The 22,667-nt window shown below is 72.8% G+C and carries 21 protein-coding genes and 1 riboswitch; of the genes, 12 read left to right on the top strand and 9 right to left on the bottom strand.

The genetic code is table 11. From position 1 onward, the window contains the following. Positions 1-264 precede the first annotated feature (264 nt). The 3 genes from ACWDRR_RS35940 to ACWDRR_RS35930 are packed head-to-tail and all read right to left on the bottom strand — an operon-like array spanning position 265 to position 3,481. Positions 265-1,356, bottom strand: a complete 1,092-nt coding sequence (locus ACWDRR_RS35940; RefSeq protein WP_449776464.1) for a threonine aldolase family protein — start codon at positions 1,354-1,356, stop codon at positions 265-267. Beyond that, a complete protein-coding gene (locus ACWDRR_RS35935; protein WP_449776463.1) occupies positions 1,338-2,084 on the bottom strand; it encodes an SDR family NAD(P)-dependent oxidoreductase in 747 nt (248 codons plus the stop codon). Before ACWDRR_RS35935 ends, ACWDRR_RS35940 begins: the two co-directional genes overlap by 19 nt. Next, on the bottom strand, positions 2,081-3,481 hold the full coding sequence (locus ACWDRR_RS35930; RefSeq protein ID WP_449776462.1) for a DUF6421 family protein: 1,401 nt from the start codon (positions 3,479-3,481) through the stop codon (positions 2,081-2,083). Before ACWDRR_RS35930 ends, ACWDRR_RS35935 begins: the two co-directional genes overlap by 4 nt. A gap of 114 nt (positions 3,482-3,595) precedes the next feature. Here ACWDRR_RS35930 and ACWDRR_RS35925 point away from each other — a divergent pair, with 114 nt between their 5' ends. The 6 genes from ACWDRR_RS35925 to ACWDRR_RS35900 all read left to right on the top strand — a co-directional run bounded on the left by ACWDRR_RS35925 (position 3,596) and on the right by ACWDRR_RS35900 (position 8,565). Then, positions 3,596-3,760 carry a putative leader peptide gene (locus ACWDRR_RS35925; protein ID WP_449776461.1) on the top strand — a complete coding sequence of 55 codons (165 nt, stop codon included), beginning with the start codon at positions 3,596-3,598 and terminating at the stop codon, positions 3,758-3,760. 172 nt (positions 3,761-3,932) lie between these two features. Then, complete coding sequence (locus ACWDRR_RS35920) at positions 3,933-4,805, top strand: ABC transporter substrate-binding protein (protein WP_449776460.1); 873 nt, start codon at positions 3,933-3,935, stop codon at positions 4,803-4,805. Then, complete coding sequence (locus ACWDRR_RS35915; RefSeq protein ID WP_449776459.1) at positions 4,802-5,833, top strand: amino acid ABC transporter permease; 1,032 nt, start codon at positions 4,802-4,804, stop codon at positions 5,831-5,833. The genes ACWDRR_RS35920 and ACWDRR_RS35915 overlap by 4 nt, the downstream gene beginning before the upstream one ends. Positions 5,834-5,874: 41 nt before the next feature. Further along, positions 5,875-6,660, top strand: coding sequence for an amino acid ABC transporter ATP-binding protein (locus tag ACWDRR_RS35910; RefSeq protein ID WP_449776469.1), 786 nt, complete (start codon positions 5,875-5,877; stop codon positions 6,658-6,660). Between the two features lie 261 nt (positions 6,661-6,921). Then, positions 6,922-7,485, top strand: coding sequence for a DUF5134 domain-containing protein (locus ACWDRR_RS35905; RefSeq protein WP_449776458.1), 564 nt, complete (start codon positions 6,922-6,924; stop codon positions 7,483-7,485). Between the two features lie 132 nt (positions 7,486-7,617). Next, positions 7,618-8,565, top strand: a complete 948-nt coding sequence (locus ACWDRR_RS35900; protein ID WP_449776457.1) for a M56 family metallopeptidase — start codon at positions 7,618-7,620, stop codon at positions 8,563-8,565. A 100-nt stretch (positions 8,566-8,665) separates the two neighbouring features. Here the strand turns inward: ACWDRR_RS35900 and ACWDRR_RS35895 are convergent, their stop codons facing one another. Beyond that, positions 8,666-9,148, bottom strand: a complete 483-nt coding sequence (locus ACWDRR_RS35895; RefSeq protein ID WP_449776456.1) for a MarR family winged helix-turn-helix transcriptional regulator — start codon at positions 9,146-9,148, stop codon at positions 8,666-8,668. Between the two features lie 87 nt (positions 9,149-9,235). Here ACWDRR_RS35895 and ACWDRR_RS35890 point away from each other — a divergent pair, with 87 nt between their 5' ends. Together ACWDRR_RS35890 and ACWDRR_RS35885 are read left to right on the top strand one after the other, a co-directional pair. Continuing rightward, the gene (locus ACWDRR_RS35890; protein WP_449776455.1) at positions 9,236-10,750 is read left to right on the top strand and encodes an MFS transporter; all 1,515 of its coding nucleotides are present in this window, start codon (positions 9,236-9,238) and stop codon (positions 10,748-10,750) included. A gap of 222 nt (positions 10,751-10,972) precedes the next feature. Further along, positions 10,973-11,578 (top strand): TetR/AcrR family transcriptional regulator, encoded by a 606-nt coding sequence (locus tag ACWDRR_RS35885; protein ID WP_449776454.1) that lies wholly within the window; start codon positions 10,973-10,975, stop codon positions 11,576-11,578. Between the two features lie 42 nt (positions 11,579-11,620). Here the strand turns inward: ACWDRR_RS35885 and ACWDRR_RS35880 are convergent, their stop codons facing one another. Further along, positions 11,621-12,487 (bottom strand): helix-turn-helix domain-containing protein, encoded by an 867-nt coding sequence (locus ACWDRR_RS35880; protein ID WP_360641711.1) that lies wholly within the window; start codon positions 12,485-12,487, stop codon positions 11,621-11,623. Positions 12,488-12,904: 417 nt separating this feature from the next. On the opposite strand from ACWDRR_RS35880, the gene ACWDRR_RS35875 reads away from it, so the two are divergent. Continuing rightward, positions 12,905-13,426, top strand: coding sequence for an ATP-binding protein (locus tag ACWDRR_RS35875; protein ID WP_449776453.1), 522 nt, complete (start codon positions 12,905-12,907; stop codon positions 13,424-13,426). A 294-nt stretch (positions 13,427-13,720) separates the two neighbouring features. Here ACWDRR_RS35875 and ACWDRR_RS35870 read toward each other — a convergent pair whose 3' ends face one another. Further along, positions 13,721-13,966, bottom strand: coding sequence for a DUF397 domain-containing protein (locus ACWDRR_RS35870; RefSeq protein WP_329490764.1), 246 nt, complete (start codon positions 13,964-13,966; stop codon positions 13,721-13,723). Between the two features lie 514 nt (positions 13,967-14,480). Here ACWDRR_RS35870 and ACWDRR_RS35865 point away from each other — a divergent pair. Then, complete coding sequence (locus tag ACWDRR_RS35865; RefSeq protein ID WP_449776452.1) at positions 14,481-15,401, top strand: hypothetical protein; 921 nt, start codon at positions 14,481-14,483, stop codon at positions 15,399-15,401. Positions 15,402-15,493: 92 nt separating this feature from the next. On the opposite strand, the gene ACWDRR_RS35860 is transcribed toward ACWDRR_RS35865, so the two are convergent. After that, positions 15,494-17,614: a hypothetical protein gene (locus ACWDRR_RS35860; RefSeq protein WP_449776451.1), complete on the bottom strand. Its 2,121-nt coding sequence runs from the start codon at positions 17,612-17,614 to the stop codon at positions 15,494-15,496. 426 nt (positions 17,615-18,040) lie between these two features. After that, positions 18,041-18,167: riboswitch (cyclic di-AMP (ydaO/yuaA leader) on the top strand. Here ACWDRR_RS35860 and ACWDRR_RS35855 point away from each other — a divergent pair. Both ACWDRR_RS35855 and ACWDRR_RS35850 read left to right on the top strand, forming a co-directional pair. After that, complete coding sequence (locus tag ACWDRR_RS35855; protein ID WP_449776450.1) at positions 18,154-19,479, top strand: transglycosylase family protein; 1,326 nt, start codon at positions 18,154-18,156, stop codon at positions 19,477-19,479. Its footprint overlaps the riboswitch before it by 14 nt. A gap of 168 nt (positions 19,480-19,647) precedes the next feature. After that, a complete protein-coding gene (locus ACWDRR_RS35850; RefSeq protein ID WP_449776449.1) occupies positions 19,648-19,848 on the top strand; it encodes a hypothetical protein in 201 nt (66 codons plus the stop codon). A gap of 59 nt (positions 19,849-19,907) precedes the next feature. On the opposite strand, the gene ACWDRR_RS35845 is transcribed toward ACWDRR_RS35850, so the two are convergent. Together ACWDRR_RS35845 and ACWDRR_RS35840 are read right to left on the bottom strand one after the other, a co-directional pair. Next, positions 19,908-20,927: a LacI family DNA-binding transcriptional regulator gene (locus ACWDRR_RS35845; RefSeq protein ID WP_449776448.1), complete on the bottom strand. Its 1,020-nt coding sequence runs from the start codon at positions 20,925-20,927 to the stop codon at positions 19,908-19,910. A 25-nt stretch (positions 20,928-20,952) separates the two neighbouring features. Further along, positions 20,953-22,665 (bottom strand): glycoside hydrolase family 13 protein, encoded by a 1,713-nt coding sequence (locus ACWDRR_RS35840; protein ID WP_449776447.1) that lies wholly within the window; start codon positions 22,663-22,665, stop codon positions 20,953-20,955. Between the last annotated feature and the right edge of the window lie 2 nt (positions 22,666-22,667).

The raw sequence follows: 22,667 nt of genomic DNA, 5'->3' as shown, positions 1-22,667 counted from the left end.
TTGACTTTTGGCACGCTGTTGAGTTCTCAAGGAACGGACACTTCCTTCGGACCGCCTTCCAGCGGGCCCTCCGGGCGCTTCGTTCTTTCGTGTTTGAAGCTTATCAGATGTTTTCCGCTCCGTTTTCCGGAGTTTCATTCATCGGATTCGCATTCCGCCGCCCCTGTCGGTGCGACTCCGGAACTGTACGGGGACCGGCCCGCCACATGCAAATCGTCCCGCCCTGCTGTCGCAGGACGGGACGATCCACTGTCACCGGTGCCGTCAGGCGCGGCCCATCTCCTCGGCGATGGCCGCCGCGAACGCGTCGATGTCCGCCTCGGTGGTGTCGTACGAACACATCCAGCGGACCTCGCCGGTGTGCTCGTTCCAGAAGTAGAAGCGGTAACGCTTCTGCAGTCGCTCGCTGACCTCGCGCGGGAGAATCGCGAAGACCGCGTTGGCCTGGACCGGGCGGACGACCGTCACGCCCTCGATCCCGCGGACCGCCGCCTCCAGCCGGCTGGCCATGGCGTTGGCGTGGCCGGCGTTGCGCAGATAGAGGTCACCCGCGAGCAGCGCCTCGAACTGGACCGACACGAACCGCATCTTCGACGCGAGCTGCATCGAGGTCTTGCGCAGGTACTTGATGTTCCGGACCCGCTCGGGGTTCAGGACCACCACGACCTCGCCGAAGAGCAGGCCGTTCTTCGTCCCGCCGTACGAGAGCACGTCCACGCCGACGTCCGTGGTGAAGGCGCGCAGCGGCACGCCGAGCGAGGCCGCGGCATTGGCGAGGCGCGAGCCGTCCACGTGCACCAGCATGCCGAGCTGGTGGGCGTGGTCCACGATGGCCCGGATCTCGTCCACCGTGTAGAGGGTGCCGAGCTCGGTGCTCTGGGTGATCGAGACCGCGAGCGGCTGCGCGCGGTGCTCGTCGCCGAAGCCCCAGGCCTGCTGGTCGATCAGCTCGGGGGTGAGCTTGCCGTCCGGGGTGGGGACGGTGAGCAGCTTGATGCCGCCCATCTTCTCCGGCGCGCCGCCCTCGTCCACGTTGATGTGGGCGCTCTCGGCCGCGACCACCGCGCCCCAGCGCGGGAGCAGCGCCTGCAGGGCGACGACGTTGGCGCCGGTGCCGTTGAAGACGGGGTACGCCTCGGCCTTCTCGCCGAAGTGGCGGCGGAAGACGTCCTGCAGGTGGGCGGTGTAGTCGTCCTCGCCGTAGGCGACCTGGTGGCCGCCGTTGGCGAGGGCTATCGCGGCGAGGACCTCCGGGTGCACGCCGGCGTAGTTGTCGCTGGCGAAGCCGCGGACGGCGGGGTCGTGCCGCCGAACCGCGTCGGTCGAGGTGGTGCCGGTCACTTGGCTGTCAGCCACAGGTGCTGTCCGTTCAGTTCTGCTGCGGGGCGGTCCCAGAGGCCCGCGAGGGCGGTGGCGAGGTCGGCAGTGTCCGTGAAGCCGGTGAACTTCGCGTCCGGCTTCTCGGCCCGCATCTCGGGGCTGACCAGCGCCTTGATCACCAGGATCGCAGCTGCGGCGGTCGGCTCGCCGTCCTCGGCGGTCGTCTCCTTCTTGAAGGAGTCCGCCATGGCGAGCGTCCAGGCCTCGGTGGCGGCCTTGGCGGCCGCGTAGGCGGCGCCGCCGGCGGTCGGCTTGTGGGCGGCCGAGGCGGAGATCATCGCGTACCGGCCGGACTCGCTGCGGACCAGCGCGGGCTGGAAGGCGAGCGAGGTGTGCTGGAGCGTGCGCACCACGGTGTCGTGCAGGAAGTCCCAGTCGTCGATCCGGGTGTCGAAGAACTTCTTGCTGCCGCGCCAGCCGCCGACCAGGTGCAGCAGGCCGTCGACGTGGCCGTGCTCGGCCTCCAGGTGGTCGGCCCAGTCGTGGACCTCCTGCGGGTCGAGCAGGTCGATGACCTGGCCGCTGATCCGCGCGCCGGGGACGGCCGAGCGCACGGTGTCGAGGGCCTTCTCCAGCCGCTGCGGGTCGATGTCGGCGCCGATCACGGTGGCGCCGTCGGCGGCGAGGCGGCGCAGGACGGCCTGGCCGGCCGGGCCACTGGCTCCGGCGACGGCGATGACCTTGCCTTCGAGGTGGGTGCTCACGCGGCGACCTCCTGGATGCCGGCGCCGGTGATGCCGGTGGTGGCGGCGATGACGCCGCCGAGCTTCTTGGCGAGGGCTTCGTAGAACATGCTCAGCGGGAACTCGTCCGGGTGGACGGCGTCGCACAGGGCCTTGTTGAGCGCCTTGCCGTCAGCGGTGTCCAGCGGCAGCGCGTCGGGGCCCTTCGCCCAGGTGGAGGCGGGGTGCGGGGTGAGGTAGCGGGAGACCAGCTGGTAGGCGGCGATCCAGTGCGCCGTCTTCGGGCGGTCGATGCCGTCGCGGTACAGGGTCTCGATCTCGCCGCAGAGCGCGTTGGTCACGTCGGCGACGCGGTCCCAGTCGATGCTCAGGCGGTTGTCGCGCCAGCGCAGCGCGTCGTGCTTGTGCAGGTAGGCGAAGAGCAGCTGGCCGCCCATGCCGTCGTAGTTGCGCACCCGGTCACCGCTGACCGGGAAGCGGAACATCCGGTCGAAGAGGATGGCGTACTGGACGTCGCGACCCTGGGGGTAGCCCTCGGCCTGCAGCTTCACGGCCTCCTTGAAGGCGGTGAGGTCGCAGCGGAGCTCCTCCAGGCCGTACATCCAGAACGGGCTGCGCTGCTTGATCATGAAGGGGTCGAACGGCAGGTCGCCGTGGCTGTGGGTGCGGTCGTGGACGAGGTCCCACAGGACGAAGGTCTGCTGGGCGCGCTCCTGGTCCTCCAGCAGGCCCTCGGCGTCGGCCGGGATCTCCAGGCCGAGCTGCCGGACGGCGCTGGTGGTGACGGCGCGGAAGCGGGCGGCCTCGCGGTCGCAGAAGATGCCGCCCCAGGTGAAGCGCTCCGGCGCCTTGCGCACGGCCACGGTCTCGGGGAAGAGGACGGCGGAGTTGGTGTCGTAGCCGGCCGTGAAGTCGGTGAAGGTGATCGGCACGAACATCGGGTTGTCGAAGCGGGTGCGCTCCAGCTCGGCCAGCCAGTCCGGCCAGACCACGCGCAGCAGGACGGCTTCCAGGTTGCGGTTCGGGTTGCCGTTCTGGGTGTACATCGCGAAGACGACCAGGTGCTCCAGGCCGTCCTCACGCTGGTCGGCGGGCTGGAAGGCGAGCAGCGAGTCCAGGAAGTCGGGCTCCCGGTAACCGGTGTCGGCCCACTTGGCCAGGTCCGTGTCGACGGCGGCGAGGTAGGCGGCGTCGTGCGGGAAGAGCGGGGCGAGTTCCGCGATGGCGCCGCGCACGGTGGCGACCAGCGGGTCGACCGTGTGCCGCTGGACGGCGGACAGGTCGATCGAACCGTCCTTGGACTGCAGCGGGCGCAGGGCCTCGATCGCGTCCTTCAGACGGAGCCAGGCCGGGTGGCCGGCGTGGTTCGAGGCCGGGGCGTCGGCCGCCACAGCGAGCCTTGGCGAAAGATTCTGCATCGTGGACTCACTTCGACAGGAGGTATTTCAACGGGACCACCATAAGTACGACAGGTTCTCCTGTTCAAGGGGGGGCCTGCCGTCGATTCTCCCGGCGCGGGGGTGCGGCGCCGGATGTCCGACATGTGGACGGGTGTCTGGATGTTCTGGACAGCTGCACCGTGGGGATGCGAACCTCCCGCCATGCTCCCGGCGGTGATCCTGGTGGCGCGACGCCACATCGACCTGCTCCGGGTGTCTTCCTGCTGTTGTGCGCGCGGTCTCTGCCGCTGCTGCTGATCCGGCTCGGGGGGCGCCGCGGACGCGGCCCCGTACGCCGACCATGCCGCCTGTGTTCCGGCGCCGCCACCGGGGGGAAGTGACCCGCCGGGGCGCGGTCCGGGTCCGGCCCGGCCCGCGCCCCGTGCCCTCCACTCCCCGCTCTTTCCGGTCCTCTCCCTGGAGCCCTGTCATGACCACCCTCCGCAAGCCGTTCGCCGCCCTGCTGGTCGCCGCCGCCGCGCTGACCGCGTGCGCCCCGCAGGACTCCGCGTCCGACGCGGGCGCCGCCGTGAGCGCGTCGGGAACGGCCGGCGGCTGCGCGCCGGGCGCGCTGGCCACCCGTACCGCGGGGACGCTGACGATCGGCACCGACAAGCCCGCCTACGACCCGTGGTTCACGGAGGACAAGCCGGAGAACGGCAAGGGCTTCGAGTCGGCGGTGGCGTACGCGGTGGCCGAGAAGCTCGGCTACCCGAAGGAGAAGGTGACCTGGGTGGTCGCGCCCTTCGGCAAGGCGACCACCCCGGGTGCCAAGGACTTCGACTTCGACATCAACCAGGTGTCGATCAGTGACGAGCGCAAGCAGGCGGTCGACTTCTCCTCCGGCTACTACGACGTGCGGCAGGCGGTGATCGCGCTGAAGAGCTCCAAGGCGGCCGGGGCCAAGAGCATCGCCGACCTCAAGGGCGCCAAGCTGGGCGCGCAGGTCGGCACCACCAGCCTGGACGTCGTCACCAACACCATCAGGCCGACCGTGCAGCCCGCCGTCTTCGACTCCAACGACCTGGCGAAGGCCGCGCTGAAGAACGGCCAGATCGAGGCGCTGGTGGTGGACCTCCCGACGGCCTTCTACATCACCGGCGCCGAGGTGACGGACGCCCAGGTGGTCGGGCAGTTCGAGGGGGCGGCGCAGGGCGAGCAGTTCGGGCTGGTGCTGGACAAGGGCTCCCGGCTCACCGGTTGCGTCACGCAGGCGGTGGACGCCCTGCGGGCCGGCGGCGCGCTGGCGAAGCTGGAGCAGCAGTGGCTCTCCGACGCCGTCTCGGCACCCGTCCTGAAGTGAGCGAGGCCCCGATGAGCGCCGAGGCCGGGGCGGCCGGGCTGCGCAAGGACGGCCGCGAGGACGGCCGCGAGGCGGGCGGCGAGGCGGGCGGCGAGGGCGGCGGCCGGGTCGGCGGCGGCAGTCTCCGCAAGGGCCTGCGCCGGAACCCGCGGACGGACCCTCGGCCGCAGGGGCCGGACGACGGCTACCGCCCGTCCGCGCGGCGGCTGGCGCACGAGGCGTACCGGCGCAGCCGCAGCCGCCGCTCCGCGCTGATCGCCGGGGTGTCGACCCTGGCGACGGCCGTCGCGCTCTACCTGCTGGTGGTGAACTCCCCCGGCTGGGAGGCCACCCGGAAGGCCTTCTTCAACGCGGACTACGCCCGCCGGGCGCTGCCGGAGGTGCTGAAGGGCCTGCGGATCAACCTGGAGCTGATGTTCGGCTGCGGAGTGCTGATCCTGGTCCTCGGCCTGCTGCTCGCGGTGCTGCGGACGCTGCGCGGGCCGGTGTTCCTGCCGGTGCGACTGCTGGCCACGGCGTACGTGGACTTCTTCCTCGGCCTGCCGATGATCATCTGCCTGCTGGTCATGATCACCGGCGTACCGGCACTGCGGCTGACCGGTGTGACCACCGATCCGATGCTGCTCGGCGGCGCCGCGCTGGTGCTGACGTACTCCGCGTACGTCTCCGAGGTCTTCCGGGCCGGCATCGATTCGGTGCACCCGAGCCAGCGGGCGGCCGCCCGTTCGCTGGGGCTGAGCAACGCGCAGGCGATGCGGTACGTGGTGCTGCCGCAGGCGGTGCGCCGGGTGGTGCCGCCGCTGCTGAACAACCTGGTCAGCCTGCAGAAGGACACCGGTCTGGTGTCGATCGGCGGGGCGATCGACGCGGTGTACGCGGCGAAGATCATCGCCAGCCGGTCGTTCAACTACACCCCGTACGTGGTGGCCGGGCTGGTCTTCATCGTGCTGACCGTCCCGCTCACCCGGTTCACCGACTGGCTGACCCGCCGGATGAACCGCCGTCAGCACCAGGGAGGTGCGGTGTGACGACCGACCCGGAGACGACCGGCCCGGCGACCGGCCCGGCAATGACCGACCAGGCGACGAACGCCCCGGCGACGAGCGACCCGGTCCTGCGGCTGGAGTCGGTGCGCAAGAGCTTCGGCTCCCAGCTGGTCCTGCGCGACGTGGACCTCGCCGTGCCCGAGCACTCCGTGACGGCACTGATCGGCGCGTCCGGCTCCGGCAAGTCCACCCTGATGCGGTGCGCCAACCTGCTGGAGCGGATCGACGACGGTGCGATCTTCCTGGACGGCGAGGAGATCACCGATCCGCGCACCGACGAGGACGCCGTCCGGCGCCGGATCGGCGTGGTGTTCCAGGCGTACAACCTGTTCCCGCACATGACGGTGCTGGAGAACGTCACGCTGGCCCCGCGCCGGGTGCACGGCCGGACCCGGGCCGAGGCCGAGGCGGGGGCGCTGGAGCTGCTGGACCGGCTCGGGCTCGCGGCCAAGGCCCGGGAGTACCCGGACCGGCTCTCCGGCGGGCAGCAGCAGCGCGTCGCCATCGTCCGCGCGCTGGCCACCGGGCCGCGGCTGCTGCTGCTCGACGAGATCACCGCCGCGCTCGACCCGGTGCTGGTCGGCGAGGTGCTCGCGGTGGTGCGGGACCTCAAGGAGCAGGGCATGACGATGGTCGTCTCCACCCATGAGATGGGCTTCGCCCGCGAGGTGGCGGACCAGGTCTGCTTCCTGGAGGCCGGGGTGGTGCTCGAACAGGGCCCGCCGGAGCAGGTGTTCGGCGATCCGCAGCACGCCCTGACCAGGCAGTTCCTGAGCCGGGTCGTCGCCTCCGGGCGGCTCGGCCGGTAGCGGCGGCTCGGCCGCAGGGGCGGTTCGGCCCTGCGGCCCGCGGGACCGCGGGACCGCGGGGCCGCCGACGGCGGGCCGAGCCGCCCCTCGAACGGGGGAGCCTCACTCGAACGGAGTAGCGCCTCCTGGGCAACGGGAGTGCCCTCCCGAGGCTTCACTACGCCGGGCACTCCCGTGCGCCCCCGTTCGCGCCCTGCTGCGCGCGGCCCCGAGCGGTGATCGTGGACAGTACGCCCGTCCCCGCTCTCCGGGAGGCCGCCGTTGCACGGACCAGTCCTGGTCAGCTGGCTGCTGGCCGCCCTCACCGCCACGTCCGGCGCCTACTGCCTCAGCCGCCTGGGCCGCACGCCCTGCGCGGCGGACGCCGGGGCGGGGCGCCTGCACGCCTACGAGTCGGACGCCGCCGAGGCGTTGATGGGGCTCGGGATGGCGGCGATGGCCCTCACCGGGGCCGCCGTCCCCGCCGCGCTCTGGGCCTGGCTGTTCGGGGTGCCGGCGGTGGCGTTCCTGCTGGCGGCGGTGCGCGGCCGGACCGGGCGGGCGCACCGGCTGCACCACGCGCTCGGCGGGCTGGCGATGACGTACATGGCGCTGGCGATGGCCGCCGCGCCCGCGCACGGCCACCACCACGCCGCGAGCGCGGGCGCCCCGCTACTGACCGGCGCGCTGCTGCTCTACTTCGGCGGCTACTCGCTCTGGGCCGGTACCCGGCTGCTGGCCGCACCGGGCGGCGTGGTCACCGGGAGCGCCCGCACCGCGGGGCTGCCCCGGGCCTGCCGGATGGCGATGGGCGTCGGCATGTTCGCCATGCTCCTGACGATGTGAGACCCGTCCGCGCGGGCCCGCGCGTGGCGTTGGTCACTGGGTGGCCGAAAGCCGTTCCACCGGGCGCCGCCAGCGCTTAGGTTGGCGGGGAGCGCGCTGTCGCGTTCCGTGCGTACTCGGGGAGCCCATGCCATGACGGCCCTGCTCGGCCTGCTGCTGCTCGGACTGCTGCTCTCGACCGGGGCGCCCCGGCTGCTGGCCCGGGCCCGCTGGGCCGAGCGCGAACCCGTGCTGGCCCTGCTGGTCTGGCAGTGCCTGGTGGTCGCGGTCCTGCTGTGCTGCGCGCTGAGCCTGGTACTGGCCGCCTCGGCCGCCCTGCCGGCACTGCGGGAGCTGATCTTCACCGGCGCGCCGCACGGTGTGGAGGCCGCGTACGCGCTCCAGGAGGCCGAGGGCTGGGGGCGGCTCTGTGCCGCGATCCTGGCGGCGGGCGCCCTGCAGACCGTGCTGGCCCTGACCCGCGAGGTCCGCTCGGCGAAGGCGCTGCGCAACCGGCGGCATGCCCAACTGGCGAGCCGGGCTCCCGAGTTGCCGGATTCCATCGACACCCTGAAGCACCGCCGGGAGCGGCTGGTGGTGCTGGAGAACGTCCGCCCGGAGGCCTGGTCGCTGCCCGGTCACCGCTCCCGGCTGGTGGTCACCACCGGGGCTCTCCAGCAGCTGACCGACCGGGAGTTGGCGGCCGTGCTGAGCCACGAGCGCGGACACGTGCGGGCCCGGCACCACTGGCTCTCGCAGTGTTCGCAGGCGCTCGCCTCGGGCTTCCCCGGGGTCGGGGTGTTCAGCGCCTTCCGGGACCAGGTCGGCGAGCTCGTGGAGCTGGCGGCGGACGACCGGGCGGCGCGCCGGCACGGGCGGCACACCACCGCCGTGGCACTGGCCGAACTCAACCTGAGCCGCGGGGTGTTCGGCTCCTGCCCGCCCGGGCTGGCGCAGTCCCCGAAGCGGGTGGACCGACTGCTCGCCGGGCGGCCCCGACTGCCCGTCGCCCACCGGCTGCAGCTCACCCTGGCCGCGCTCGCCGCGCCCGCCGTCGTCGTCCTGCTGGCCGCCGCACCGGGGCTCTCGACGCTGTTCTGATCCCGGCCGCGCCCTGCTCCCGGCCGGCCCCCGCCCCGGAGCATCGCTGACGCACGGTCAGTTCACACCGACCCCACCCCGCAGGGTCGTTGACGGTCCGTCAGTCGAACCGACAGGCCGACGCCGGCCTCTCGCCGCCGGAACCACCGACACTGCCGCCACCAACGGCACCAACGGCACCAACGGCACCCAGCGTCCGGGCAAGCACCTCGCGGTGCAGCGGCCGGGCCTCGGCGTAGCGGCGACAGCCGGCCTCGGTGAGCGCCACCTGGATGCCGCGCCGGTCGTTGGGGCACATCGCCCGCGTCACCAGCCCGGCCTTCTCCAGCCGGCCGATCAGGCGCGAGAGCGCGCTCTGGCTCAGATGGACGGTGTCGGCCAACTCCTGGACCCGCAGCTGATGGCCGACGGCGCTGTCACGCTCCTCGACCAGGCGCTCCAGCACCTCGAACTCGCTCACGCCCAGATCGTGCTTCTCCCCCAGCTCGCGATCGAGCGCGCAGGTCGTCGCGGCATGGCGAGCCAGCAGGTCGCGCCATTCGGCGACCAGACCTGCCTCCGCCGGGGAGTCGAGTTCAGCCACGTCGCCACAGTACCACGTGCACGTGAAACTTATGCGTTCGCATTTAATTCACTTGCATTGAATGCACGTGCATGTAGTGTCCTCCCCATGACCACCGCGACCGTCACCGCAACTGACGACCCTTCAACCAGCGGGCTGAGCTGGAGTCCCCGCCTCTGGGGCACCTTGATCGTGCTCTGCGCCGCGATGTTCCTGGACGCCCTGGACGTCTCCATGGTCGGCGTCGCCCTTCCGTCCATCGGCTCCGAGCTCCACCTCTCCACCTCCGCTCTGCAATGGGTGGTCTCCGGCTACGTCCTCGGCTACGGCGGCCTGCTGCTGCTCGGCGGGCGCGCCGCCGACCTGCTCGGCCGCCGCCGGGTCTTCCTGGTCGCCCTCGGCGTGTTCGCGGGCGCCTCGCTGCTCGGCGGCCTGGTCGACGACGGCGGCCTGCTGATCGCCGCCCGCTTCCTCAAGGGCGTCAGCGCGGCCTTCACCGCACCCGCCGGCCTGTCGATCATCACCACCACCTTCGCCGAGGGCCCGGCCCGCAACCGGGCGCTGTCGATCTACACCACCTGCGGCGCCAGTGGCTTCTCGCTCGGCCTGGTGCTCAGCGGTCTGCTCACCTCGGTCGGCTGGCGCTGGACCTTCCTGATGCCCGTCCCGGTCGCCCTGCTGGCCCTGCTCTTCGCGATCCGGCTGCTCCCCCGCCCCACCGAGGAGCGGGCCAAGGGCGGGTACGACGTACTCGGCGCGATCACCGGCACGCTCACCGTGCTGCTGCTGGTGTTCACCGTCACCGAGGCGCAGGGCGCCGGCTGGCTGAGCCTGCGCACCCTCGGCTCGCTCGCCGTGGTCGCCGCCCTGGCCGCCGCCTTCCTCGTGATCGAGAGCCGCACCGCGCACCCGCTGGTCCGGCTCGGCATCTTCCGCAACGGCTCGGTCGCCCGGGCCAACGTGATCGCCTTCACCATGACCGGCGCCTACGGCGGCTTCCAGTTCGTGGTCACGCTCTACCTGCAGCACCTGCTCGGCTGGTCGGCCCTGCAGATGGCGCTCGGACTGCTCCCGGCCGGCGCCTTCATCGCCCTGTCGGCCCCGTTCATGGGCCCGATCGTGGACCGGTTCGGCACCGGCCGGCTGCTGCCGATCGGCCTGCTCGCCCTGGCCGCCGCGTTCGCGCTGTTCCTGCGGCTGGACGAGCACAGTTCATACGTCACCCTGGTCCTGCCGTCGATGATCCTGCTGGGCGTCGGCTTCGCCCTGGCCTTCCCCTCGGTGAACATCGCCGCCACCGACGGCGTGGCCGACAAGGAGCAGGGCCTGGCCTCCGGGCTGGTCAACACCGCGATCCAGGTCGGCACGGCGGTGGTGCTCGCCGGGGCCACCGCGATGATCACCGCGGGCAGTGCCGGCGGGGACAGCGCCCAGGCCCAGTTGGACGGCTACCGGCCCGCCCTGGTCCTCGTCACCGCGATCGCGGTGCTGGGCTTCCTGATCGCCACCGTGGGCGCCGTGCTGGACCGGCGGAAGAAGGCAACTGCCGTGCCCGTCCCGGACTATGATTATCCGTCCGTCGACCTGGCCGACCGGCGGGACGAGATCCTGACCAGGAGCTGACCCCACCAGCCCGGACCCGCCCCCTCGTCATCGGGCGCGCGCCGGCTCCACCAAACCCCCGTGTCGGTGGAGCCGGCGCCTCCGTACGAGCCGATCCCCGCAGGCCCGCCGAAGTGCGGGGTCCACGGATCGGCCGCTCGCGCCGCCAGTATATTGGCCACGAGCCAACGAACGTACGGAGCAGACACGATGGCACCTCGCGGGGATTCGGTCAATGAGGAAATGCGTCAACGCTCCCGCCGGCGCATCATGCGCGCCACCGTCGAACTCGTCGACGAGCACGGCTACGCGGGCACCACGCTGACCGACATCGCCGAGCGGGCCGGGCTCGCCCGCGGCCTGCTCTCCTACTACTTCGACGGCAAACGGCTGCTCATGCAGTCGGCGACCCACCGGATGATGCACCAGGCGCTGTCCACCGCGCTGGACGAGCTGGGGCGCGGCTCCTCGCCGGAGGCCCGGCTGGCCCGCGCGATAGACACGGTGCTGGGGCTGGCGATGGACCACCCCCGGGTGATGCGCTCGCACCTGGCGCTGATCCTGGACCCGGACACCGGCGCGTTCGTCCAGGACCCGGAGCAGCGGCAGCTCGGCGCGATCCTCCAGGGGCTGCTGCGCGACTGGGGCGCGCCCGACCCGCTCGCCGAGCACGCGGTGCTGCGCAGCGCGCTGATGGGCGGCTGCATCGGGGTGCTGCTGCCGGGCGCCGAGCTGCCGCTGGCGCTGATCCGGGCCGACCTGTTCGGCCGCTACGACCTGGAGTGGCGCCTCGGCCTCCCGCCGCAGCCGCTGCCGCCGGAGCGCGAACGGCCGCCGGCCCGCGGGTGAACGCGGCGGCCGGCGGCCGTTCGGTGGAGCGGTCGGGCGGGGTCAGCGCTCCTTCAGGATCGACGCCAGCAGGTCGATGGTGCGCTCCGGCGTCAGGCTGTCGACGCAGAGCCGCTCCATGACCTGGATGTACGCGTCGACGTCGTCGCGCTTGTCGAGGTAGAGCGCACTGGTGAGCTGCTCCAGGTAGACCACGTCGGCGAGGTCCTGCTCGGGGAAGCGCAGGATGGTGAACGCCCCGGACTCCCCGGCGTGTGCGCCGAAGCGGAACGGCATCACCTGGATCACCACGTTGGCCTGCTCGGCGATGTCGATCAGGTACTGGACCTGACCGCGCATCACCTTGGGGCCGCCGACCGGCCGGCGCAGCGCGGCCTCGTCGATGACGGCCCAGAGCCGGGGGCTGCTGCCCTCGGTGAGCAGCTTCTGACGGCGCAGCCGGAGGCTGACCCGCCGCTCGACCTCGTCCTCGCTGATCACCGGACGACTCTGGCCGAAAACCGCCCGTGCGTACTCCTCGGACTGCAACAGGCCGGGGATGAACTGGACCTCGTAGGTGCGGATCAGTGCGGCGGCCTCCTCCAGGCCGACATAGGTCTGGAACCAGCCCGGCAGCACATCGTTGAAACTGTGCCACCAGCCGGACTTGTTGGCCTCCCGGACGAGGCCGAGCAGTGCCTCGCGCTCGCCGCCGTCGTCCACGCCGTAGAGGCTGAGCAGATCGGCGACGTCACGCTCCTTGAAGCTGACGCGGCCGAGCTCCATGCGGCTGATCTTGGACTCGGAGGCACGGATCGCATAGCCCGCGTCCTCGCGGGTGATGCCGCGCGCCTCGCGGAGCCGGCGCAGCTGGGAGCCGAGGAGGATCCGGCGGACCATCGAGCCGCCGCCCGGCTGAACTGTGGTCATGCGGTCGAAACCTCCACCTAGGGCAAACAGCGCACAGTCTGCCATCAGTTGAGCGCTCACGGTGCCGATACTGACGGATGTTCCTATCAGTTCTGCACCCCACACACCAGGATGCACGTGCATTCGGCGCTTGCATATGCCATTTGTACGACTGCACGTGAATCGACTCTTGCATCTGCAGTGAGCGCAGAGGACCATGGTGCACGTGCACCTGCACATCCCTGGCAATCCCGCGGGCTCCGCGTCGACCCCACGCGCGACTCCGCGCACCAGCCCGGCAGCGCCCTCGCGCCACCGGGCGTTCGTGTGCGCGCGCGCCTGGTCGAGGGGGCGGCCGCGCGGCCTAGCGAGTCGGAGGTGACCGGCATGACCCCGGCGGGTCCAGCCGTGTCCGCCCCCTTATGGGAGGAGCTCTTCATGAGCACCGGTACGGCTTTGGCAGTCGATCCCCATGTGGTCACCTGTACGCTCGCCCCTCGCTACGAAGCCGTCAGAACCGCGCGCGACTTCGCCAGGACCGCTCTTCAGCGCTGGGGGCTGGGCGAGCTGTTCGACGATGTCGCGCTGGTGGCCTCGGAACTGGTGACCAACGCCCTGCGGCACGCGATCGGTGCGTGCCCCGGCGCGACGGGCGGCGCGCTCGACGACTACGACTTTCCCACCCAGCCCGCGCCCGAGGGACGGCTGCCGATCCGAATAAGCCTGGTGCACCGCGCACCGCAGGTGGTCTGCGCGGTCAGCGACCCCAGCAGCACCGGACCGGTGGCCCGGGAGGCGGACTTCGTCGCCGAGTCGGGTCGCGGACTGCACCTGGTGGACTCCTTCAGCCGGTCCTGGGGCTGGCACCCACTGGGGGGCGGCAAGGTGGTCTGGGCCCTGTTCGAGGCCGAGGCGACCGCGCTTCCGGAGCTCGGCGGGCGGCATCGCCGCTCGGCCTAGTCGTGGCCCGCGGCACCGGGCAGGACCGCGCCACCCCCGACCCGACGCCCCGCACACCCCCGCCGCACCCATGCGGCACCCGGTCACGCGGCAGCCACCGCTCCCCGCGGCGGCCCGGTCCGCGGCAGCCGGTCACGCGGCACCCGGCCGTCCGACGACGGCCTCCCCCGGCGACGGCCAGCACGGCAGGACCCGCGCAGCGGCGCCCACCACGGGGCGGACGGCCGGAGAAGACAAAGGCCGTCGTGGTGTCAGCACCCACGACGGCCCCCCGATGGTGAAGAGGACGAACGGTCAGACCGCCAGGTGGTCGAACTCCCCGTCCTTGGCGCCCAGCAGCAGCGCCGCGATCTCGGCCCGGGTGTAGATCAGTGCCGGACCGTCGGGAAAGCGTGAGTTGCGCATCGCCACGTCGCCCCCCGGGAGGGCAGCGAACTCGACGCAGTTGCCCTGAGAGTTGCTGTGCAGGCTCTTCTGCCAGACCACGTCCTTGAGGTCCGCAGCCGCCATCCCGTTGTACGTGTCGTACCTGTCGTGCATAGAAATCTCCCGAAGAGCTCCGGAGTGGTCGTCCAGCTCGGCGCCCCGGCCCTCAGCCGAACGACTGGACCGGCCCCGTACCGGCCCGGCACAACGCCTCACTTGACGCGATGATAGCTCCAGTGCACGTGCATCAGCACGGGACGTTGCAGGTGCACGGGGCTTTCGTCGACAAATCGGAACTCTTCACCGCCTCGACACCTGGTGGAACGTAAGCGGACATAGCCGACTGAATCGGGAAGACTCCGATAACCGCCCGTAGGCGGTCGCCCGCTGAATGTTGATCTTCGAACGCCCGGAGTCGCACCGCCGTGACGCTCCGTCAGGCCGTCCGCATGCTGTGAGACATCTCACGCGCCACCGCTGCAACGTGCCGCACCTCCTGTCACGTCCCAGGGAGAAGTGGTGGTCACACAGGGATTGGTCACGGTATGTCCGGTTTTCGGGCGGCCCGCCCCTCCCGGTACGGCAGCCGACTGCAGCCTTGGCGGGCCGATGTCCTACGATCTCCGCCATGAGCACCGCAGCCATCCCGGGCGCGCCACTGCCCGTCCGCACCCCAGGCTCCCGTGCGCGGGGGCGCCACCGCCGCCCCGAGCGCCCCGAGATCCCGGCCGGCTCCCCGGCCCTGGTGCTCGCGGTGCCCGCGACCGCCGGGCCGGAGTCCCGTTCCGTCGTCGAGGAACTGCTCTCGATCGTACGCAGCGAGCAGAACGGCGTGCAGACCGCGGCCGGCTACCTCGGCGTCGCGGGCGAGAGCGAGCCCGGCAGTGACGAGTTCACCGTCGCCGACCTGCTGGCGCACGCCGCCGAGGCGGGCCTGCCCGCCCCGGTCGTGGTGCCGCTGGTCCCCGGCCCGCACGGCTTCCTGTCCGAACTGCACGCGCTGGCCGCCGAGTACGGCGCCCACGTCACCGACGTCCTCGGCCCGCACCCGCTGCTCGCCGAGGCCGTCCACGTCCGGCTCTCCGAGGCCGGGCTGGCCCGGGCCGACCGCGCCCGGCTGTTCGCCATCGCGACGGCCGCGGACGGCGTCGTCCTCACCACGGTCGGTGGCGAGGAGGCCGCCGCGGCGGCCGGGATCACCGGCGTGCTGCTGGCCGCCCGCCTCGCGGTGCCGGTCGTCCCCGCCGCGCTCGACGTGCCCGGCTCGGTGGCCGCCGCCGTCGCGCACCTCAAGGAGACCGGCTCCCAGCGCCCGGCGCTGGCACCGCTGGTGATCGGCCCGGAGGCGGACTCCGAGCTGCTCGCCACGGCCGCCGAGGAGACCGGCTGCCCGAGCGCCGCGCCGCTCGGCGCCTACCCGACGGTGGGCCAGCTGATCGCCTCCACCTACCTGGCCGTGCTGCCGGCCGTCGCGCCGGAGGCGTACACCGAGGCGGCCGCCGCCGAGCAGGCCGCCGGAGGGCACGCCGGCGAGGCCGCCGCCGAGTAGCGGACCGCCGACGCCGAAGGGCCCGGAGCGCACCCGCTCCGGGCCCTCGACGCGTGGGCCCGGGCCCGCCCGGCGCCGCACCCGCACCGGCCTCAGGACCGCCCGCCCACCCGGCCGGTGGCCGCCGCGGCGTCCCCCAGCCGCAGCGCCGGCAGCTGCACCGCCCGGGACTGCGCGGCGAAGGCCGCCACGGGCACCCCGGTCGCGTTCCACTGCGGCTGCGCGCCGTCGCCGTCCGCCTTGCGGATCTGGAGCACCTCGGTCTGCCCCGCGCGGCGCAGCAGGATGTTCTTGGGCGGCGCGGCCTCCGGATCGATCCAGAGCTCGTTGCCGCCGAACTCGCAGTCCAGGACGAGGATGTCGTCCGGCTTGCCGTCCGGGGTGGCCCGGAAGGCGATCCCGGCCCGGCGGTGGCCGGTGAACCGGCTGCGGCTGAAGGTGACGGCCTCCCCGGCGAGTTCGTGCCGCGCGGTGGAGACGGCGAAGTCGCTCTGCCCGGCGGCGTCGATCAACAGCCCGTCGAAGAGGGTGCCCTTGTCCCGGCCGAGCGAGTGCAGCTCCACTCCCCCGCCGCCGTTGCCGTACAGCACGCTCGCGGTGTAGTCGAAGTCGTTGAGGTAGGCGCCGTGCTCGATGCCCCACCCGCCGTTGTGGTAGGCCGCGAACTCGGTGACCACGTGGTGCCGCTGGGCGTTCAGCCAGACGAAGATGCCGTCCCGCAGGTTGTTGTGGGCCAGGCAGCGCCGGAAGTCCCAGACCCCCTCGCTGTTCTCCGGCCACTCGAAGCCGGAGGCGCCGTCGGCCCCCTGGACGCCGACCGCCACGCAGTCCACCGCCCTGCCGCCGGTGCCGGCACCGAGGTTGAAGCCGGTCAGCCGGTAGGCCCGCGGGTTGGGCTCCAGCAGCGTGCGGGAGGCGACGCAGGACTCGTAGGCGATGTCGTCGGACGGCTGCTGCGGGGTGCGGGTGTCCGTCGGGCCGTCCCACCAGTAGGCGTCCTCCCAGGTGTCGTGGCTGATGCAGCTGCGGAAGGTGATGCCGTGGCTGGCGTGCGGGACGAAGGCGTGGCTCCCCGCGTCGCGCACCACCACGCCCTCGACGACGGTGCCCCGGGTGGTGTCGCCGAGCATGTGGAAGTGCAGCCCGTACCGGCCGAGCACCGGCGCGGTGACCGGGGCGCTGCCGTCCGGGCCCTTCCAGGTCTCCGCGGTGTCGGTGCGCGGGCCGAGCCAGCGCAGCGCCGCGTGCCGCACATCGGCCCGGCGGGAGCTGGTGAGGTGGACGTGGGCGCGGCCCTCGGCGGTGCCCTCGACCCGGACGCTGCGGGTCAGGTTGAGCACCTCGGCGCCGACCGTGACGCCCCCTCCGGCGCTCACCCGGGGGTGCGCGTACCTCAGGGGCGCCTCCAGGGTGACGGTGGATCCGCTGACGGACCGGACGACGGCGAGGTCGTAGCGGGTGGAGAAGCCGTCCTCGTCCGGCGGGCCGGTCGGGGTGACGGCCAGTTCGTCGCCGGGCAGCCAACCGGTGGGCGGCGCGGCCAGGGTGACGGTGGTGTCGCCGGCGGCGAGCGCCCGGGCGGCGCGCACCCAGGCGGTCTTGGCGGCGCCGTCCAGCCGCAGGTACCCGGCGCCCGTGACCCAGAGGCCGACGTCGGTGTCGACCACCTTCATGCCGTCGCCCCGGAAGCGCCGCTCGTCGACGGCGGGGAACCGCACGGTGTGCACGGCGGCGCCGTCGGGGGCGAGCGCGAGGGTGCCGCGGATCTCGACGTTGCCGTTCGCGGCGAGGGTGAGGCTGCGGTCGGCGGCGAAGGTGAGCGCGCCGCCGGGCTCGACCAGCAGCGAGCCGACGGTGGCGTCGGTGTCGAGCAGGACCCGGTCGGTGATCCGGACGGCGCTCTGCGGGCCGGGCACCCTGCCGCCCCAGCCGGCCGGGTCGGACCAGTGCCGGCCGCCCTGGTCGGGGGCGGGCGCGGGGGCGGGCGCGGCGGCGCCCTCGGGAGTGCCTGCGGGCGCGGCGCTCCCCCCGGGCGCCCCCGAGGGCGACGGGGCGCCGTGCTGGTGCCCCGCACCCGGGCTGTCCGCCCCCGGGCCCGGGGTGGGGCCCTCCACGGCGGCGACGGGCTCGGAGCGGCCGCCCAGGGAGCGCCGCAGCGCCTCCTCGCCGGCGACCGCCGCGAAGACCGTGCCGACGGCGAGCCAGCGCAGCATCGTCCGACGACGTAAGGGAGTTCGGGACCCTTCGGGCGGGATGTCCGCTCTGCGGTGTTTTGCCCGGCGATGCGCTCCGCGCGGTCGCGCAGCCGGCCGACCGGCCTCCGGGTCCTCGTCCATGGCCATCGTTGCGTAGCCCTCCCCCCGGGCGGCCGCGTCGATCCTGACGTCCTGAAGCATAGGCAGTTGCCGTGACCCCGACGGGCGTTGCCGGAAATCGGTCATTTCTGATCATGGTGGACAGCCATTCACCACCTCTTTCGTAAACCGTGACGAGCGTCACACATGTTTGCGGTTTGAACTTAAGTCTGCTTAACGTGCTCCCCGTTCGTGGCCACACGGACCCAGCTCACCCGCAACGCCGAGTCCTGCCGTCGGGTGCGCTGGCAGCGCAGAACGCACCACGGCAGGAGCGGGGGAACCACAGGTAAGTCGCCCGGGACCGGTACTCGTACCGGTTCGGGGCTAGGGGTGAAGCCGCGTCCACAGCGCGGCCGGGCAACTCCAGCCCGAATCCGACAGCTCACCTCGCAGGCGTGGGAGAGGACCGCGTCTTCATGCTGCCCACCAACGGCACCCGCCTGTCCGGCCGCACCCGCCGCGCGATCGCCACCCTCGGCGTCGTCGGCATCGGCCTCACCGTCCCCTGCCTCACCGCCGGCTCCGCCTCCGCGGCCTCCGTCGCCACCTGGGACAAGGTCGCCCAGTGCGAGAGCACCGGCAACTGGAGCATCAACACCGGCAACGGCTTCTACGGCGGCCTCCAGTTCACCAGCAGCACCTGGGCGGCGTTCGGCGGCACCGCGTACGCCGCCCGCGCCGACCTCGCCACCAAGGACCAGCAGATCGCGATCGCCGAGAAGGTGCTCGCCTCCCAGGGCCCCGGCGCCTGGCCCGTCTGCTCGGTCCAGGCCGGTCTGACCAAGGGCGGCACCCCGGCCGCCGTCGACACCTCCACCGCCGCCAAGCCGGCCGCCCCGAAGGCCGCCCCGGCCCCGGCGCAGACCCAGGCCCCCGCCGCCAAGCCGGCCGCGCCCAAGGCGGCTCCGAAGGCCGCCACCGAGACCCCGGCCGCCGACTCCGCCCAGCAGTCGCAGGGCGGTCAGAACTGGCAGCAGTACCACCGCCAGGGCGACGGCCAGGACTCCCGGGCCACGTCCGACGACTACACCGTGGTCGCCGGCGACTGGCTGTCCTCGATCGCCGACAAGAACAACATCCAGGGCGGCTGGGAGCGGCTGTACGAGCTCAACCGCGGCTCCCTCACCGCCGGCCCGCACGTCATCTACCCGGGCCAGCACCTGAGCCTGGGTGACCGCGCCAAGGCCCAGGCCTCGAACGGGTCCGGCCAGGGCTTCGACTGGTTCAACCGCTCCTCGGGCGCGACCGGCCAGGCCGCCGGCTCCACCGCGACCGCCGCCGCGCCGGCCGCGCAGACCCAGGCCCCGGCCGCCAAGCCCGCCGCCCAGGAGACGGCCCAGGCTCCGGCCCAGGCCGCCACCGGCAGCATGGCCGCCGCGGTCTCCTTCGCCCAGTCGAAGGTCGGCCAGGCCTACGTCTACGGCGGCACCGGCAACGGCGGCTGGGACTGCTCCGGTCTGACCCAGGCCGCGCTGCGCGCCGCGGGCATCTCCGTCCCGCGCGTCGCCGCCGACCAGGCCGCCGCCAGCACCCACGTCTCGCTGGACGCCCTCAAGCCGGGCGACCTGCTGTTCTGGTCCAACAACGGCCAGGACTCGGGCGTCTACCACGTCGCGCTCTACATCGGCGACGGCAAGTACGTCGAGGCCGCCAACCCGAGCTCGGGCGTGCGGACCCAGACCATCGCCAACTGGGCCCCGGACTTCGCCGGCCGGGTCTGATCCCTCGTGCGCGGGCCGATCCGGCCCGCGCACCCGCCGCAGCCCCCGGGGAGAGTCCGGTCGCTCCTCCCCGGGGGCTGCGGCGCGCCCGTCCGCGGGACGGCCGGGCCGTGGTCGGCCCCCGACCCCGGCGGGCATGCCGCTGCTCCGCACCCGAGGAGGAGTCACATGGCCCGGGTCACCGTCACGCTCGACGCCGATCCCGCGATCGACGCGATGATGCTCTCCGGCACCAGGAGCCGGCAGGCCGCCGTCGAGCTGATCCTGCTCGACCACCTGGCCCGGGGGCGGCGCACCGGGAGCCGGACCGGCGACGCCGCCGACGGACAGCGGACCGGCCGCCGGCGCCCGACCGCGCAGGAGGGCTGAGGGCGGACACGACGGGGCCCCGGAGAGCACGAACGGCTCTCCGGGGCCCCGGTCTCGTCTCAGCGGGCGCAGGCGCCCGTGGAACCGCGCATCACCAGCTCCGGCTGGAACATGAACTCCCCGCGCTGGGCGGCGTTCGCGCCCACCTCCTCCAGCAGGGCGTCGACGGCCGCGGTGGCCATCGCCTCGACCGGCTGGCGGATGGTGGTCAGCGGCGGCTCGGTGAAAGCTATCAGCGGCGAGTCGTCGAAACCGACCACCGAGACATCCTGCGGGACGGACAGGCCCCGCTGGCGCACCGCGCGGATCGCGCCGAGCGCCATCATGTCGCTGCCGCAGACGATCGCCGTGCAGCCCTTGTCGAGCAGCGCGCCGGCCGCCGCGTGCCCGCCCTCCACGCTGAACAGCGTGTGGTGGACGAGCTCCCGGGCCTGCTCCTCGGTCCGCCCCAACACCTCCCGCATCGCCGCCGTGAAGCCCTCGATCTTCCGCAGCACCGGGACGTACCGCTTCTGACCGACCGCGAGACCGATCCGCTCGTGGCCGAGTTCGGCCAGGTGCTGGACGGCCATCCACATCGCGGCCCGGTCGTCCGGCGAGATGAACGGCGCGTCGATCTTCTCGCTGAAGCCGTTGATCAGCACGAACGGCACCTGCCGGCCGGTCAGCCGGGCGTACCGGTCGTGGTCGGCGGTGGTGTCGGCGTGCAGGCCGGAGACGAAGACGATGCCCGCCACGCCCCGGTCGACCAGCATCTCCACCAGTTCGTCCTCGGTGGAGCCGCCGGGCGTCTGGGTGCAGAGCACCGGCGTGTAGCCGTGCCGGCTCAGCACCTGCTCGATCACCTGGGCCAGCGCCGGGAAGATCGGGTTGCTCAGTTCCGGGGTGATCAGCCCGATCAGGCCCGCACTGCGCTGGCGCAGCCGGGTCGGCCGCTCGTAGCCGAGCACGTCCAGCGCCGCCAGCACGGTCTGCCGGGTGGCGGCGGAGACGTTCGCCTTGCCGTTGAGTACGCGGGAGACGGTGGCTTCGCTGACCCCCGCCTGCGCCGCGATGTCTGAGAGTCGCGCCGTAGTCACGGTCCCAGAGCCTATTGCAACCACGTCAGACCGCCCACCAGTCGGTGCTGTCCGGAGCGAGCACCGTCTCGCCGCCGACCGGCACGGTGTCCGCCACGGCGTCCGCGGAGGAGAGCAGCAGCCGGCCGGGCGCGGGTATCCGCACCGGCTCGGCGGTGGCGTTCACCGTGCAGACGAAGGAGCCGCGGCGGAAGACCAGGGTGCCCTCGGGCCCGTCCAGCCACTCGACCTCGGTGCCGGCGCCCAGCCCGGGCTGCTCCCGGCGCACGGCCAGCGCGCTGCGGTACAGCTCCAGGGTCGACGTCGGGTCGCCGGTCTGCGCCTCGACGCTGAGCCCGGCCCACTCGGCGGGCTGCGGCAGCCAGCTGGGGCCGCCGGCGGTCGGGCCGAAGCCGTAGGGCGCCTCGGTGCCGGACCACGGGATCGGCACCCGGCAGCCGTCGCGGTAGCCGTCCTGGCCGGCCTTGCGGAAGAAGGACGGGTCCTGGCGGACCTCGTCGGGCAGGTCGGTGACGTCCGGGAGGCCGAGCTCCTCGCCCTGGTAGACGTACGCGGAGCCGGGCAGCGCGAGCATCAGCAGGGTGGCGGCGCGGGCCCGGCGCAGGCCGAGCCCCCGGTCGCCGGGGGTGCGGATCTGGGTGCCCAGGCCCGGCGGGTTGGCGAAGCGGGTGGCGTGCCGGGTGACGTCGTGGTTGGAGAGCACCCAGGTGGTGGGGGCGTCGACCGGGCGCATCGAGTCGAGCGAGAGGTCGATCACCGAGCGCAGCTCGGCGGCGTCCCAGGAGGTGCCCAGGTACTGGAAGTTGAAGGCCTGGTGCAGCTCGTCGGGGCGGACGTAGTTGGCGGTGCGCTCGACGGTCGGGGTCCACGCCTCGGCGACGCCGATCCGCTGGCCCGGGTACTCGTCGAGGATCTTCCGCCAGCTGCGGTAGATCTCGTGCACGCCGTCCTGGTCGAAGAACGGCATGATGTCGTTGCCGAGCAGCTTGAGCTGGTCGCCGCCGCCGATGTCGGGCAGGCCGGGGGCCTTGACCAGGCCGTGGGCGACGTCGATCCGGAAGCCGTCGACGCCCATGTCCAGCCAGAACCGCAGGATCGAGCGGAACTCGTCGGCGACGGCCGGGTTCTCCCAGTTGAAGTCGGGCTGCTCGGGGGCGAACAGGTGCAGGTACCAGTCGCCGGGGGTGCCGTCGGGGTTCCCGGTGCGGGTCCAGGCCGGGCCGCCGAAGATGGACTCCCAGTCGTTGGGCGGCAGTTCGCCGTTCTCGCCCTTGCCGGGGCGGAAGTGGTAGCGCTCGCGCAGCGGGGAGGCCGGGCCCTCGCGCAGCGCGCGCTGGAACCACTCGTGCCGGTCGGAGGAGTGGTTGGGGACGAGGTCCACGATGATCCGCAGGCCCAGCCCGTGCGCGTCGCGGATCAGCGCGTCGGCGTCCAGCAGGGTGCCGAACATCGGGTCCACCGCGCGGTAGTCGGCCACGTCGTAGCCGGCGTCGGCCTGCGGGGAGGCGTAGAACGGCGAGAGCCAGACGGCGTCCACGCCGAGGTCGCGCAGGTAGGGCAGACGGCTGCGGATGCCGGGCAGGTCGCCCATGCCGTCACCGTTGGAGTCGGCGAAACTGCGCGGGTACACCTGGTAGATGACCGCATCCCGCCACCAGCCTCTCGACGCGCCGGTGCTTGCCTCGTGAGCGGTGGCGTCGGCGGCGGGCCGGGAGGTGTCGGCCAGGTTCTGGGTCATGG

The organism is Kitasatospora sp. NPDC003701, from assembly GCF_053587085.1.
The sequence above is the reverse complement of the archived record's forward strand: the minus strand, read 5'-3'. Positions and strand labels throughout refer to the sequence as shown.